Genomic DNA, 14,468 nt, shown 5'->3' with positions numbered 1-14,468 from the left:
TAAAAGTGTGTCAGTAAAAACAATATCAAACGTATAACACTATCTAGAGAATATCATTTAGTTACCGTATCTCCCTACTACACGGATGGAGGAAGAAATGCGTTATTCGAGAAAGGTGATTGTCGGATTCATAGTGTTGCTTGCCGCCCTGATGTCTCCAAGGTTGGTTTTTGGAGACGACGACTTGGTCCGTGTCACACCGCAAATAGCTGTGGAGCAAGCGCAGGCTTTCTTTGATGATGTATCGGATGAGCCGGTGACCGCTTGTGACCCAGTAAAAATGGTGAATTCCGATGGGGAATCAATCGGGTATATCGTTCGTGCGAAGCGGGATGACGTTAACTATGGCTACGTCGTATTTGATTCAGAGCGATCTTGGTGGATCAGCGAATACTGCTTGGCTCCGAACGCTCTTTTACCTATCGAGAGTGCAAGCGAAGAAATTGCACTCCTCGCATCCTCGGATAACGTCGTTGCGTTAAAGATTGACGAGCTAACTGTTGGCGTTGCCGACTTAGATAAAAACATTGTTTTAGACGCAAGTGGAAAAAAAGTACCAAATAAATTGTCCTCGGGAGGCAATCGCAGCGGATCGCCGGAACATTTCGATGACGTTTTTGTATCTGCCAAGGATTTGTATAAACAGGGATATGTTGTTGATGCGAGCAAAACGGTTTCGGGAATAATAACGCCAACGCAAACAGAAGTTATCAAAGAAACGGGGACTTATGCTTGCGCTGTTTCGGCAATGTTTGCAGTTAGCAGTCACTATGTGACTTTGAACCGCCTTAAATTGTCCGATTTATACTCGGAGCTTTGGAGGCTGTCGGGGACATGGGAAGAAGAAGAAAAGAAATATGATCAAGCGACTGGTCTGTACTTTACTCAAGGCAAGACTTCTCCTGATAAACCCGCTCCGGCCTTAAAGGAGTTTTGTGCAAGACGAGGCAAGGAGCTTGAGACGTCATTCGTTTGGTATCCGTCATGGGATTCCTTTAGGGTGAATACCGACTCGGGGAATCTGAGTATTTTCTCTGGAAGGCTCCGGTCAAATGGCAGCGGGCACGCAATGGCAGTTGTGGGCTACGTGGCAATGCATAACACATACTCGAATGCCAAGAAGTACCTGCTTGTTGTTTGGAATGGATGGACAAACCAGCTACAGTTTCTTCCATATGACGTATCAATTTACACGTCTCACGATGGCACATATTGCAAGGGTTGATTGTACTCGTGAACGGCGACAAGTTCATTCGAAGGGCAATGCTCCTATTGGTGCTTTCCTTTGCTTTGCTCACCGCAGCGAGCTTCTTTCTGTTAAGGGCGACTAATGGGGGAGAAAACGACACGGTTGTTGCAGTCGAGGTGCGCGCTCTATCGGATGTTCATAACGGGCAATTTGAGGCGCTTATGCCAAGTGGTTGCCGTAAGAGAATCGATATGCGCCGTAAGTCAAGTTCCGGATATGTCTCAGGGTTGAAAGCAGGTGATAAATGGATTCTAGTTTTTGTGGAAGATAAGGAACTTGACGGGACTGTTCTGTATCCCCATTCAGCTGAGAAAGTCAAATCAAGTAGACAAGGGGAATGAAGAATGATTGATAGAAAGCAGTTCTTAGGTCTGATGGCGGGGGCTCCTATTTTGATGCGAGCCGGGATGGCAGAAGCCGTGGAGTTGCCGGACGCTCAGAAGCGATTGACGCTCGTGGTCGACACGGTGGTCAGAGATGAAAATGGCAATGAAAAAACGCGAACAAGAAGCAGAGAGACTATTTTCACGCCAGAGAGCAAAACTGTGTCTGCCGACGCTATGGCCGGTGATGTCATAACAATCCAGAGGGAATCAGATGAAACGTTGCCGCTGCTTGCCAAGATTGAGCTCACAGTCGCTTATTATAACGATAAAACAGAAATTGAGATTCGTTCCGGAAAGTACTCGATAGTCCAAATCGATCCGCTTGTGATGTATGCAAACGCTTGGTATGCGCTCATGCAGAAAGATAAATATGTGATGAACTACTTCGCAGAAGGCGAAGCATCATATGAAACGGGGTGGGGGCCAACGCCATACGACGCGGAGAAGGATAAGTGGACGTGCGGATCAGGCATGGGCGCGACGATTACGGACTTCATTAACGATTCAACATATAGCTTTGCTATCGACTGTTATATCGAATAGACATGACGGCATAAAACGAATTGGCCTATAAGCATGTCATTACTTAAGCAAAGCTGAAATCTTGGCATCTAGTGCTCGGGACTGCCCAGCTTGGGGTACAACTCAACGTGAACAATGATGGCCCGCCACATGTTTGGCGGGCCTTTGGTTATTTGACGAAAGGATCGCAGCTATGAGCGAGTACGATTCCCAGCGTCCCCAGGATGCGGGCAACGCCGGCGAGACCCAGCAGCAGCCGCGCGTGCAGGTGGAGTCGACGCCTGCCGATGGCAGTAACATTCCTTACGTGCAGGCCTACGACACGCAGACCGGAAAGCCGCTGGGCAGCCAGCAGGTTGTAAACAAGCACACCGTGGTCAAGACTAAGACCAAAAAGCTGCCGATCTTTATTACGGCGCTCGCCGGCTGTGCATGCGGCGCCCTGCTGGTCATTGCGCTCATTATGAGTGGCACGCTCAACATTGGCAGCGGAAAGAATGCCGTGACGGCGGGTGCTTCGGGTTCATCGACGCAAAAGATTACGATCGACTCCGAGGACACCACGCTGGCCGAGGCCGTCTCTGCCAAGGCGCTGCCCTCCGTGGTTTCCATTACCGCCACTTCGAGCGGCGGCCAGAATGGCTCGCTTTCGCAGTCTGCCGACGAGTCGGACGGCTCGGGCAGCGTCGGTTCGGGCGTTGTGCTCGATACCGAGGGCCACATCCTCACCAACAACCACGTGGTCGATGGCTATGACCAGTACGTGGTGACCATGGACGACGGCACCACCTACGAGGCCGAGTTCGTGGGCAACGATGCTTCGAGCGACCTAGCCGTCATCAAGCTCAAGGATGCTGACGCCTCTAAGCTCACGCCGATCGAGATCGGCGACTCTTCCAAGCTCAACGTGGGCGAGTGGGTCATGGCGATCGGCTCGCCGTTCGGCAACGAGCAGTCTGTCTCCACGGGTATCGTGTCGGCGCTGTATCGCTCCACGGCCATGAGCTCTACCAACGGTAACACCATCTATGCCAACATGATCCAGACCGATGCCGCCATCAACCCGGGCAACTCCGGCGGCGCGCTCGTTAACGACAACGGTGAGCTGGTGGGTATCAACTCGCTCATCGAGAGCTACTCGGGCTCCAGCTCGGGCGTGGGCTTTGCCATTCCCGTTAACTATGCCAAGAACATTGCCGACCAGATCATCGACGGCAAGACGCCGGTTCATCCGTACCTGGGCGCCACGCTTTCGAGCGTCAACGCGCTCAATGCTCGCACTAACAAGCTGAGCACCGATAGCGGCGCGTACGTGGCAAGCGTCGTCGAGGACGGTCCTGCCGCCAAGGCCGGCATCCAAGAGGGCGATGTCATTACCAAGCTGGGCGACGATGAGATTTCGAGCGCCGATGGCCTGATCATCGCGCTGCGCAGCCACGAGGTGGGCGAGAAGGTCGAGATCACGCTCATGCGCGGCAAGGAAGAGAAGAAGGTTACCGTCGAGCTGGGCTCCGACGAGGAGCTGCAGAACCAGCAGCAGGACGACAGCGCGACCGACACCGGCAACGGCGGTATTACCGACGAACAACTGCGCCAGTACCTGGAGGAGCTGCTGGGCCAGCAGGGCCAGGGTCAAGGCTACGGTCAGGGTTACTAGCGAGCCGTTTCGCACATATCGAGGCCAGGGGGGGCTGTCCCATCAACGTGGGACAGCCCTTTTTTCTTATTGATCCGTTGGGGACGGAGGAAAACGGATCATTTGGAACTGACAGGGGCATGGTTTGATCGCGCGATCCACCCCAGTCTGGCGGCTGCCGATTCGGTGCGGTTCGAGACCGCTATTCGGCCTCATTGCGACCGGTGGTACTCTAGTATCCGTTTGAAATCGAGCGAAGGAGTGCCGCTATGGAGCAATCGAGCCTGTTTGGTGACGGCGTGGACATCGATACCGAAACGCCCGCGAGCACGGATACCGCCGTACCGGCCGATGCCCGTGCCCAGGCGGCAGCGCGTGCGGCCGAGCTGCGCCACGAGCTCGATTACCACGCCTATCGCTACTACATGCTCGATGCGCCCGAGATCACGGACGCCGCCTTTGACAAGATGCTCGTTGAGCTGCAGGAAATTGAGGCCACCTACCCCGACCTGGTGACGCCCGACAGCTATACCCAGCGCGTGGGCGGGTACGTGAGCGAGCAGTTTACGCCGGTCACGCATATGGCGCGCATGTATTCCATGGACGATGCCATGGATCTGGACGAACTCGACGCGTGGCTCCAGCGCACCGAGGATGCGCTCGGTGCCGGCAGCGTCACCTATACCTGCGAGCTTAAGATCGACGGCCTGGGCGTGGCGCTTACCTACCAAAACGGCACCTTCGTACGCGCAGCCACACGCGGCGATGGCACCACGGGCGAGGACGTGTCGCTCAACGTCCGTACCATCAAGGATGTGCCCATGCACCTGTCCGAGCCGGCGCTCGCCCACATGGGCGCCGACCGCGAGCGCACCATCGAGGTCCGTGGCGAGGTCTATATGCCCAAGGGCAGCTTTGTGCGCCTGAACGACGAGGCCGATGCCGAGGGGCGCGACCCCTTCGCCAACCCGCGCAACGCTGCCGCCGGCAGCCTGCGCCAAAAGGACCCCAAGGTCACGGCGCGCCGCGATCTCGCTACCTTTATCTATGCCATCGCCGATACCGATCCGCTGCACGTCCACAGCCAGCGCGAGTTCCTCGATTGGCTGCGTAGCGCCGGCTTTAGCGTCAACCCTAACGTGGCTCGCTGTGCCACACCCGCCGAGGTCCACGAGTTCTGTGCCCAGGCGCTCGAACACCGCGGTGACCTGGACTACGACATCGACGGCGTGGTCGTAAAGGTCGACAGCTTCCAGCAGCAGCTCGACCTGGGCTTTACCGCCCGCGCACCGCGCTGGGCCATCGCCTTTAAGTTCCCGCCCGAGGAAAAGCAGACCGTCCTGCGCGAGATTCGCATCCAGGTGGGCCGCACCGGTGTGCTCACACCGGTCGCCGAGTTCGACCCGGTGACGGTTGCCGGCTCCACCATCGCGCGCGCCACGCTGCACAACATCGACGAGATCCGTCGCAAAAACGTGCGCGAGGGCGACACTATCATCGTGCACAAGGCGGGCGACGTGATTCCCGAGGTCGTAGGTCCGGTGCTCGATAAACGCCCGGCCGATTCGGTCGACTGGCACATGCCCGAGGTCTGCCCCGTGTGCGGTAGCCCCGTGGTCCACGAGGATGGCGAGGTTGCCTACCGCTGCGTGTCCATCGACTGTCCCGCACAGCTCAAGGAGCGCCTGCTTCACTGGGTAAGCCGCGGCTGCATGGACGTCGACGGCCTGGGCGACGAGATCGTCGACAAGATGATCGCTGCCGGCCTGATCCACGATGTCGCGGACTTCTACCAGCTCACGGTCGACGACATCGCAGGCCTGGACACAGGGCGCGTGTACGCTAGCTCCAACAGCAAAAAGGGCGTCAAGAAGGGCGACCCCATCCCGGTGGGCCTCAAGACGGCCGAGAAAATCATCGCCGAGCTCAACAAGTCCAAGAGCCAGCCGCTCGGTCGCGTGCTGTTTGCCCTGGGCATCCGCCACGTGGGCAAGAGCGTGGGCGAGGTCATCGCCGAGCGATTCCTGTCGATTGATAAGCTCATCTTGGCGAGTGAAGAGGACATCGCCGAGTGCGAGGGCATCGGTCCCAAGATTGCGGCGAGCGTCAAGCAGTTCCTGGCCGTGCCCGAAAACCTTGCCGTGCTGGAGCGTTTGCGCCAGGCGGGTCTGTCGCTCGAGGTCGACTTGGGCGCCGCGCATGCACAAGCCGCAGCCGACGCGGGCGTGGCGGGCGAGCTCGCCGATGCACAACCGCTCGCGGGTCTGACCTTCGTGCTCACCGGCACGCTCGTCAACCGCACCCGCGACGAGGCAGGCGCGGCGCTCAAGGTGCTCGGCGCCAAGGTCTCGGGCAGCGTGTCCAAGAAGACGAGCTATCTGGTTGCCGGCCCCAAAGCGGGCTCCAAGCTCACCAAAGCCGAGCAGCTGGGCGTACCCGTGCTGGACGAGGACGCCCTCGAGCAGATCCTGGCGACTGGTCAGGTGCCGGAGGCTTAAGGCGTCGATAACCAAATTGAAGAACCGCCCGGAAGCACGATGCCTTCCGGGCGGTTCTTACTTTGCTGGGGCAACCGGCACCGTGATCTGCGTCACGTAGGTTGCCGGGTCGTCGCTGATGATGTCATCGATCAGGGCAATCTCGCGTTGCCCCGCTACGCCACCAACTTGTCAAAAGCCCCGCGGCGGTTGAGTACGGTAAATGCAATCACGCAAATGACCGCCGACAGAATGGACCCGCACGGCGAAGCGATGCCCATGGGAAACAACGTATCGGAATAGGCGTTCGACAGCAGCCACGCGCCCGGCACGCGAATGAGCGCCACCGCCAGCACGTTGTGCGCAAAGCCGATGTAGCTCTTGCCGTATGCAGCGAAAAAGCCGCTAAAGCAAATGTGGATGCCGGCAAAAATCGCGTCGAAAATGTAGCTGCGCATATAGCCGGTGCCGGCGGCGACTACTGCAGCGTCCTTGGCAAAAAAGCCGATAAACGCCGGCGCCACCAGCCACATCAGCACCGTGATCAGGCAGCCGTACACTACCGAGATCGTCATGGCGTCCTTGAGCACCTGACGCGCGCGGTCGCCCTTGCCCGCGCCGGCGTTTTGCGCCGTGAGTGCGCTGACGGTGGCGCCCATGGAACTCGGCACAATGAATAAAAAGCTGATCATCTTCTCGACCAGGCCCACGGCGGCGGCGTCGACGAGCCCTCGGTGGTTGGCGATGACGGTGATAAACATAAACGCCACCTGGATGCAGCCGTCCTGTACGGCCACGGGCACGCCGATCTTAAGAATGCTGCCGAGCACCTCGGGCTGGGGACGCAGGTCGCTGCGCTTAACGTGAATGTTCGTGCGGCGGCTCTTGAGCCACACGAGCGCAAGGGCAACGCTTGCCGTCTGGGCGGTTACCGTGCCGAGTGCCGCGCCTACGGGACCGAGTCCCATGTGGCCGATAAACAGAAAATCGAGTGCGATGTTGATGATGCATGCCACGCCGATCACGTACATGGGCGAGCGCGAATCGCCCAGGCCGCGAAAGATGGCCGAGAGGATGTTGTATGCGGCGATAAACGGAATGCCGACAAAGCAGATGCGCAGGTAGGCGGCAGTGCCTTCGACCGCTTCGACTGGCGTGCCAATGAGTGCCACGATCTGCGGGCACAGTGCGAGCAGGACAGCGGCCAGCACCACCGAGACGCCCATAAAGAGCGTGATGGTGTTGCCGATGGCAGCCTCGGCGCGGTCAAAGCGGCGCGAACCCACGGCGTGGCCGACGATGACCGTCGTTCCCATGGCCAGGCCCACAAGCGCCACGGTAATGATATAGAGCGTCTGCGCGCCATTGCCCACGGCGGTGATGCCGGCAGCGCCGCTAAACTGCCCCATCATGTACAGATCGGCCATGCCGTAGAGCATCTGCAAAAAGTACGAGAGCATATAGGGCAGGGCAAAGACCGCGATGGTCTTGAGGACATTGCCGCGTGTGAGGTCGTGTTCCATGGGCGGGGCTTTCTGGCTGGGTTTGTTTACGTACCAGTGTAGTGAAAACCCTACAACGATTGTAGAGTCAAGGTTTGTGCTGGCATCGGGGTGAAAAAGTCACGCTCCGAGCACAATGCTTTGACCTCTTCGTGCCCCTCACCTCGCCTCAAACCATCACAACATTCGACGTTTTTTGCCAAAAACGGGAAAAGCATCGAATGTTGTGATGGTTTTTCTACCACTCGACCGGGTGGAATCGCTTTCTTGCGCACGAAGGTGTGCGGACCCGTGGGCAGGGGAATAAGGTTGGTTATCCGACTCCATTGGAGGGCTCATGGACCTGCCGATCGTCCTGTCCCATAAGACTGCCTGGCTGTACCACAACGTGGCGCGCCCGTCCGAGCCGCTCTCGCGAGCAAGCAGTCTATACGATGAGGACTCGCTTGCTAACGAGGCGGAGCCGACCGCGAGCCTGCCCAAATTGGGACTCGATGCCAAGGGGCTGAGGGCTTCGACGGCAGTTGGGATCGCTACTGACTATCTGGTTTCGCTTGGTATTCCACGAGAAGAGCTCAATCATATCGATACGCTCGTCAACTTCGATTTTGAGCGCTCGACGCCGGCTGGATTTAGGTGCCATGTGTTTGGGGCGCCGGTACCTCCAGGGCATCTTATCGAGGTGGCAGAGGGCCTTCTGGTGGTTGATGAGGTCATGTGCTTTGTCCAGGCGGGTTCGTGGATGAGCGAGCCCGAGCAGTTGGAATATGGCTACGAAATCTGTGCCCGATACCATCTGAATCATCTGTCGACAGGCGATTATATCGAGATGGGGCAGAGGTATACCGTTGCCGACTTGATTGCCTATTGCAATGAGAACCGATCTCGTCAGGGGGCCATACGCGCGGCCGCCGTGCTCAAGCGCGTGCACGATGGCGCGCGATCGCCCATGGAGACGGCTACCACAATCATGGTCGTAGCAAAACGTTCCCAGGGCGGGCTAGGATACGTCAAGGTTGAGCTCAACCATCGGGTCGATGTTCCCAACGAGTTCAAGTATCTCGCAAAGGCCGGGTTTTTCGAGATCGACGTATATGCGCCTGCGAGCGGTACGGGGATTGAATACAACGGTTCGGACCATCTTGATAAACAGCGCAGCGCGTCGGATGCGGAGCGCATGACCGTGCTGAGCGCGCTGGGCTTTAGGATGATCGTTCTCACCGGGACTCAGTTTGCCCATCAGCTGCAATTGCACCGGGCGATGAACGCCATCGCACTCGCGATAGGCCTTAAGTGCGACCGAAGCGAAGCGTTCCAAAAGCGGCAGAACGACCTGCGAGAATTCGTGATTCGGCACTGGGACAGCGGTCTTTAGGGGCGCTTTGGTCCTTCTGCGGGGCGCTGCGGGTAGGCGTACCATCACAACATTCGACGTTTTTTGCCAAAATCGGGAAAAGCATCGAATGTTGTGATGGTTTGCGTGCTGAGGATGGGCTTGGGAAGCCGGTCTTGCTCGAAGCGACCTGTCCTGTCGTACGGGTGTCGGCAGGATTCTCCCGTGGGGTATTATGTTTTCCGAAGAATAAAACGCCGCGTGAGGGGAGGGCTGCGTGGACGGGCACGTGCAACATGACGGCTTTGGCCGCGATATCAACTACCTGCGCATTGCCGTTACCGACAAGTGCAATTTCCGTTGCATTTACTGCATGCCGGCCGATGGCGTGGCACCCCGCGCACACGATGAGCTTCTCAGCGCCGAGGAGATTGCCCGCTTTGTGCGCTTGGTGGCGGGGGAGGGCATTCGCCGCGTGCGCCTGACGGGCGGCGAGCCGCTGGTCAGCCGCCGTATCATCCCGCTTATTCGCGACATCCGCGCGATCCCGCAGATCGAGGACATCTCGCTTACCACCAACGGCGCCTTGCTGCCCAAGCTGGCGCCGCAGCTCAAAGACGCGGGGCTTAACCGCGTCAACATCTCGCTCGACACGCTCGACCCTACGCTTTTTGGAAAGATCACGCGCCTGGGTCGACTCGAGCAGACCGTGGCTGGCATCGACGCGGCGCTGGCTTGGGGCTTTGAGCCCGTTAAGGTCAACTGCGTTGTGGTGCGCCGACTCAACCAGGATGTGGCGGCTCTCGCGCGTCTGACTATCGACCGTCCCATTCACCTGCGCTTTATCGAATACATGCCTATTGGCGACGAGCACACGAGCTCGCATTGCGCTGTGGACCCGCATGCGCCCGCGCTCAATCCGGCGCTGTGGGATGCGAGCGATACCGTGCCGAGCGACGAGCTGCGGGCGCGCATCAATGCCGGGGCCGCCGCGGTGGGTCTGGGCGAGCTCGAGCCGCTCGACATCAACGACGCTCCTGCCGGTGCGGGCCCTGCGCGCTATTGGCACTTTCCGGGCGCGGTGGGAACGGTCGGCTTTATTAGCGCCATGTCTAACCATTTTTGTGCGAATTGCAACCGTCTGCGCCTGACGGCCGATGGCAACGTGCGTCCGTGCCTGTTCAGCGATGCCGAGTATTCGGTGCGCGACGCCCTGCGCCGTGGTGATGATATGCAGGTACTTTCGATTTGGCGCGATGCCGTCGCCCACAAACCGCAGGAACACGCGATAATTGAGGGCACGCAACGATTTATGTCCCAAATCGGAGGATGATCATATGGCCAAGAGCAGGTACGCCGATGCCACCAAGGCCGCTCGCAGGGCCGCGATGTCTGCCCGCAAAGTCACGGCTGCGGCTGGCGATGCTGTCACTGCCGCACAGCCGACTTCCAGCGCTGCAGCCGAGCCCACCCGTGATGCCCGTCGCGACGAGCTGACGCACGTGGACGCCAAGGGCGAGGTACGCATGGTCGACGTGTCCGACAAGGCCGAGACCCATCGTATCGCCATCGCCGAGGGCACCATCCTCATGCATCCCGAGACGCAAGCCATGGTGCTGCAGGACCGCGCCAAAAAGGGCGACGTGCTTGCCTGCGCGCGCGTGGCGGGCATCATGGCCATCAAGCGCACGAGCGACATCATCCCCATGTGCCATCCGTTGCTCATTACCAAGAGTAAGTGCGACATTGCGCCCATCGCGCCGGCGGGGACGCCCGTCGAGGACGTGCCCGAGGGCTGGGCGCCGTCGCGCGCGGACGGGCAGGTCGGCTTTCATGTGCTGGTCACAGCCGGCGTGACGGGCAAGACCGGTATTGAGATGGAGGCCCTGACCGGCGCGAGCGCCGCGTGCCTGACCATCTATGACATGTGCAAGGCCGTCGATCGCGGCATGGAGATTGTCGACGTGCGCCTGTTGCACAAGGAAGGTGGCCGCTCGGGCGTGTGGGATCGTTCAGAGCGTCAGGCCGCTGCTGCTGAGGCCGTGGCCGCTGACGGTGCCGCGATCGCGAGCGCACCCGTCGCCGTCGCGCCTGCGGCCCTGACCCCGGCCGTCCCCGCGATCGCGTTTATCGGCTACCAAAACTCGGGCAAGACCACGCTCGTCGAGAAGGTCATTGCCGAGCTCACCCGCCGCGGCCTGCGCGTGGGTTCGCTCAAGCATCACGGGCACCACGGCTTTGATATCGACGTGCCCGCTAAGGACACCTGGCGCCATCACCAGGCCGGATCCAAGCACGTGGGCCTCATCTGCGCCACGCGCTGGGCGGAGTACGCCGACACGCGCGAGGAGGACGAGATGCCCGCGCGCGAGCTGCTGTCACGCTACAACGATGTCGACGTGGTGATCATCGAGGGCTACAAGACCGAGGGCTTCGACAACATCGTCGTCGCGCGCTCCGGTGTCGACCGTCTGCGCGGCAAGAGCTCGCTCGACCTGGTCGACGGTCACACGCTAGCCCTTGCCTGCAACGAAGCCCTGGCACGTCAGGCCTTCGACGCCGGCTTTGCGACCCGAGCCATCAACATCAACGACGCCCGAGCCATCTGCGATCTTATCCAAGACCACCTTTAAGGCTTGACGCTGCGCCGGCCCCAAGCACTCCATCTCGCCCCTCAAGCCGTCGCTCGCGTACCAAAGTACGCGTCGCTCCTCTTTCGGGGCGACCTGGGGCACTTGGAACCGGCTCGCTGCGCTGCCATAACATGCCAAAAAGGGACAGGTTTATTTTGGCAGGTTTTATCTGGGCAAACGTCATTTCCACCACAAAGGGGCCAGGCACCTTTGTGGTGGTTTTTGCTTTGGTAGATGTGTGGGACATGCCTTACAATCTACCAAGTAGTTCATGACGGGCGAAAAACGGAGAAAAGGGGCTTGATGTGTCCTTAACGTTTCATGCGGATAGATTGATTTGACAGACGGTGGCGAATGCCCACCGCCCGTATTCGTATGAAACAAGGAGTCTCCATGCTCGCATCTCTTTTCTCAAAGCCTCAATCGTCGCTGTCCGTGCAGGCCAAGCGCCTGGTGGCAATGCGCTTCCTCATCTACACCGGTTTTCAGACCAGCTACTTTATCGGCGTCATCGGAACGCTCACCTATGCAGACGATGCCTCAGTCGTGGCGACATCGCTGGCCGTCCTGTTTATGAATGTATTTGTGATCCTGGGGTCCTTTGCGGGCGGCGCGGCGTTCGACGCCTGGGGTCCGCGCCGCCATTTCTTGCTGAGCATCATCGGCGCTCTTGCAACTGGCGCGGCAATCATCGCCTTTGGTAGCGCGACCGGCGTCGTCCTGCTCGGCGCGGTGTTTCTGGGCTTTACGATGGGATTCGCCCAGCCCATCGCCACGTCCTATCCGGCCTACCTCACCGACGATCCTGTCGAGCTCAAAGACATCAACTCCGCCATCGCCATGTTTTCAAACGTGAGTATCATCGTTGGCCCCACGCTGGGCGGCTTTGTCGCGGCGGCTGCGTCGTCGCGCGCGGTGTTCGTGCTTATGATGCTCTTTACCGTGCTGGCGTTCGTCGTCGGTTGGGGCTTTAGGCCGCAGACCAGCCATATCGTCGGGCATGCGGATACCGATTCGACAGAGGAAGGGGAGCGTGCGGGACGAAGCTCCAACCCTAGCACGCCCGCCCGCGCCACCTTCGCAGCCAGCATCAAGACGGTCTTCACCAACAGCGTCCTCGCGCTACTTTTCTGCATCATTTTTCTTTCGAACTTTGGCTACGGTGCCTTCGATCCGCTCGAGTCGTTTTTCTATCGCGATGTTCTGCACGTTGGCGTTGAGTGGATGGGCTGGCTCTCGTCTGCCTGCGGTGTCGGCGCGGTGCTGGGTGCCGTGCTCGCGCTCCGCTTGCCGCCGCACCTGGTCAACCTTAAAACGCTGCTCGTGGCGCTTATGTCCGTGGGCCTGGGAAGTCTGCTCTATGTGGGGACACCGTACGTGGGCGTGGCCCTTGTCGGCCAGATCGCCCTGGGTATAGCTTGGGGTGTCGTCAACCCGCTCCACAACACCATTGTGCAGACGACGGCTCCGCTCGAGCAGCTTGGTCGCGTCAATTCGGTCATGGGCTTTGGCAATATGTTCGCTGGTGTGGCCCCTCTGGCGATTGCCCCGTGGCTGGCGGCAACATTTGGCGTACAACGGACACTCGTGGGGGCAGGCATGGTCGTGACGGCGGTTCCCGCGGCACTGCTGCTGTTTGGACGCAATCACTTGGAACGTGCCGTAAAGCAGTAAGAAACCATCACAACATTCGGTAAAAATCGCGATTCTGCCGAAAAACGTCGAATGTTGTGATGGTTTGGCCCGTAGACGCCGCGATCACCACAAAGGGGCCAGGCGCCTTTGTGGTGGTTTTTGCTTTGACAGGCCGCGCCTGCGCCTTGGTATACCATGTACACCATTTCTGACCTCATCCAGCACCGCCGCACAACTCAGAAAGGCTCCCATGGACACCACCTTCAGCCACATCAAAGCCGTGTTCTGCGATATCGACGGTACGCTGCTCACGAGCCAGCACACGGTGTCCCCGCGCACCGTGGCGGCGATCCGCGCCCTGCGCGAGCGCGGCGTGCTCTTTGGCCTGTGCACCGGGCGCGACGCCCACGCGACCGAGGCCATGTACGAGCTCTGGGGCATCGAAGGCCTGGTGGACGTGCTGGTGGGCTGCGGTGGCGCCGAGGTCATCGACCGCGCGCACGACATCAACGAGCTGAGCTATCCGCTGCCGGGCGAGACCATCGCGCGCATCTGCAAGCACATGGCGGACCTTCCGGCAACACCCGTCTGCCCCCGAGACGGCGTGTTCTACGTGCCCGAGAGCAACGCGTGCGTCGAGCACCTGTCGCGCGTCGACGGCGTGCCCTACCAGGTGGTCGATTTTGCCGAGTTCTTGCGCGAGCCGCAGCCCAAGGTGATGTTTACCATGGCGCCCGAGGTGATGCCGCGGGTGATTGAACGGGCGTCGACGTTTGCAGATAACACTGTTAAGGCGGCGGCCCTGCAGACCACGCAGCGGCTCTACGAGTTCATGGATCCGCGCGTGTCCAAGACGCGCGGCCTTGGGCGCGTGGCGGAGCTCAACGATATGGAGCTCCAGGACATCTGCGTGTTTGGCGATGCGGACAACGACACCTGCATGGTGGCCGACGCCGGCGTGGGCGTGGCTATGGCAAACGGCAGCGACGCCACCCGTACCGCCGCGGACTTTGTAACCGCGAGCAACGACGAGGACGGCATCGCGATCTTTATCGAGGAACATCTGCTGTAGCGCCGGGGGGCAGCCACAAAGAG

11 protein-coding genes are annotated in these 14,468 nt (G+C 59.5%); 10 read left to right on the top strand and 1 reads right to left on the bottom strand.

Features of this window, described 5'->3' with window-relative positions; genetic code table 11:
* Positions 1 to 97: 97 nt before the first annotated feature.
* The 5 genes from DW136_RS00205 (at position 98) to ligA (ending at position 6,291) form a co-directional block, all read left to right on the top strand.
* Entirely contained in the window at positions 98 to 1,225 is a 1,128-nt protein-coding gene (locus tag DW136_RS00205; RefSeq protein WP_117583360.1) for a hypothetical protein, read from the top strand.
* 8 nt (positions 1,226 to 1,233) lie between these two features.
* Positions 1,234 to 1,590: a hypothetical protein gene (locus DW136_RS09865; protein WP_117648531.1), complete on the top strand. Its 357-nt coding sequence runs from the start codon at positions 1,234 to 1,236 to the stop codon at positions 1,588 to 1,590.
* Positions 1,591 to 1,593: 3 nt separating this feature from the next.
* Positions 1,594 to 2,178: a hypothetical protein gene (locus tag DW136_RS00200; RefSeq protein ID WP_117628960.1), complete on the top strand. Its 585-nt coding sequence runs from the start codon at positions 1,594 to 1,596 to the stop codon at positions 2,176 to 2,178.
* Positions 2,179 to 2,350: 172 nt separating this feature from the next.
* On the top strand, positions 2,351 to 3,814 hold the full coding sequence (locus DW136_RS00195) for a S1C family serine protease (protein ID WP_117628959.1): 1,464 nt from the start codon (positions 2,351 to 2,353) through the stop codon (positions 3,812 to 3,814).
* 248 nt (positions 3,815 to 4,062) lie between these two features.
* Positions 4,063 to 6,291 (top strand): NAD-dependent DNA ligase LigA, encoded by a 2,229-nt coding sequence (gene ligA, locus DW136_RS00190; protein ID WP_117583357.1) that lies wholly within the window; start codon positions 4,063 to 4,065, stop codon positions 6,289 to 6,291.
* Positions 6,292 to 6,446: 155 nt separating this feature from the next.
* On the opposite strand, the gene DW136_RS00185 is transcribed toward ligA, so the two are convergent.
* Complete coding sequence (locus tag DW136_RS00185; protein ID WP_117583356.1) at positions 6,447 to 7,793, bottom strand: MATE family efflux transporter; 1,347 nt, start codon at positions 7,791 to 7,793, stop codon at positions 6,447 to 6,449.
* A gap of 316 nt (positions 7,794 to 8,109) precedes the next feature.
* Here DW136_RS00185 and DW136_RS00180 point away from each other — a divergent pair, with 316 nt between their 5' ends.
* The 5 genes from DW136_RS00180 (at position 8,110) to DW136_RS00160 (ending at position 14,445) form a co-directional block, all read left to right on the top strand.
* On the top strand, positions 8,110 to 9,147 hold the full coding sequence (locus DW136_RS00180) for a hypothetical protein (protein WP_117583355.1): 1,038 nt from the start codon (positions 8,110 to 8,112) through the stop codon (positions 9,145 to 9,147).
* Between the two features lie 235 nt (positions 9,148 to 9,382).
* Positions 9,383 to 10,438, top strand: a complete 1,056-nt coding sequence (moaA, locus tag DW136_RS00175; RefSeq protein ID WP_233503793.1) for a GTP 3',8-cyclase MoaA — start codon at positions 9,383 to 9,385, stop codon at positions 10,436 to 10,438.
* A gap of 4 nt (positions 10,439 to 10,442) precedes the next feature.
* Positions 10,443 to 11,738, top strand: coding sequence for a molybdopterin-guanine dinucleotide biosynthesis protein B (gene mobB, locus DW136_RS10225; protein ID WP_117583354.1), 1,296 nt, complete (start codon positions 10,443 to 10,445; stop codon positions 11,736 to 11,738).
* Positions 11,739 to 12,131: 393 nt separating this feature from the next.
* Positions 12,132 to 13,412 carry an MFS transporter gene (locus tag DW136_RS00165; protein WP_158556486.1) on the top strand — a complete coding sequence of 427 codons (1,281 nt, stop codon included), beginning with the start codon at positions 12,132 to 12,134 and terminating at the stop codon, positions 13,410 to 13,412.
* Positions 13,413 to 13,623: 211 nt separating this feature from the next.
* Entirely contained in the window at positions 13,624 to 14,445 is an 822-nt protein-coding gene (locus tag DW136_RS00160) for an HAD family hydrolase (RefSeq protein ID WP_117583352.1), read from the top strand.
* Positions 14,446 to 14,468 lie beyond the last annotated feature (23 nt).

Source organism: Collinsella sp. AM12-1, assembly GCF_003472325.1.
GTDB lineage: Bacteria > Actinomycetota > Coriobacteriia > Coriobacteriales > Coriobacteriaceae > Collinsella.
Note: the sequence above shows the minus strand (reverse complement) of the source record. Positions and strands in the feature narration are given on the sequence as shown.

Coding starts and splice junctions, on each gene's coding strand:
- ligA (WP_117583357.1), top strand. CDS start 4,063: ATGGAGCAATCGAGCCTGTTTGGTGACGGCGTGGACATCGATACCGAA.
- DW136_RS00160 (WP_117583352.1), top strand. CDS start 13,624: ATGGACACCACCTTCAGCCACATCAAAGCCGTGTTCTGCGATATCGAC.
- mobB (WP_117583354.1), top strand. CDS start 10,443: ATGGCCAAGAGCAGGTACGCCGATGCCACCAAGGCCGCTCGCAGGGCC.
- DW136_RS00195 (WP_117628959.1), top strand. CDS start 2,351: ATGAGCGAGTACGATTCCCAGCGTCCCCAGGATGCGGGCAACGCCGGC.
- DW136_RS00180 (WP_117583355.1), top strand. CDS start 8,110: ATGGACCTGCCGATCGTCCTGTCCCATAAGACTGCCTGGCTGTACCAC.
- DW136_RS00185 (WP_117583356.1), bottom strand. CDS start 7,793: ATGGAACACGACCTCACACGCGGCAATGTCCTCAAGACCATCGCGGTC.
- DW136_RS00205 (WP_117583360.1), top strand. CDS start 98: ATGCGTTATTCGAGAAAGGTGATTGTCGGATTCATAGTGTTGCTTGCC.
- DW136_RS00165 (WP_158556486.1), top strand. CDS start 12,132: ATGCTCGCATCTCTTTTCTCAAAGCCTCAATCGTCGCTGTCCGTGCAG.
- DW136_RS00200 (WP_117628960.1), top strand. CDS start 1,594: ATGATTGATAGAAAGCAGTTCTTAGGTCTGATGGCGGGGGCTCCTATT.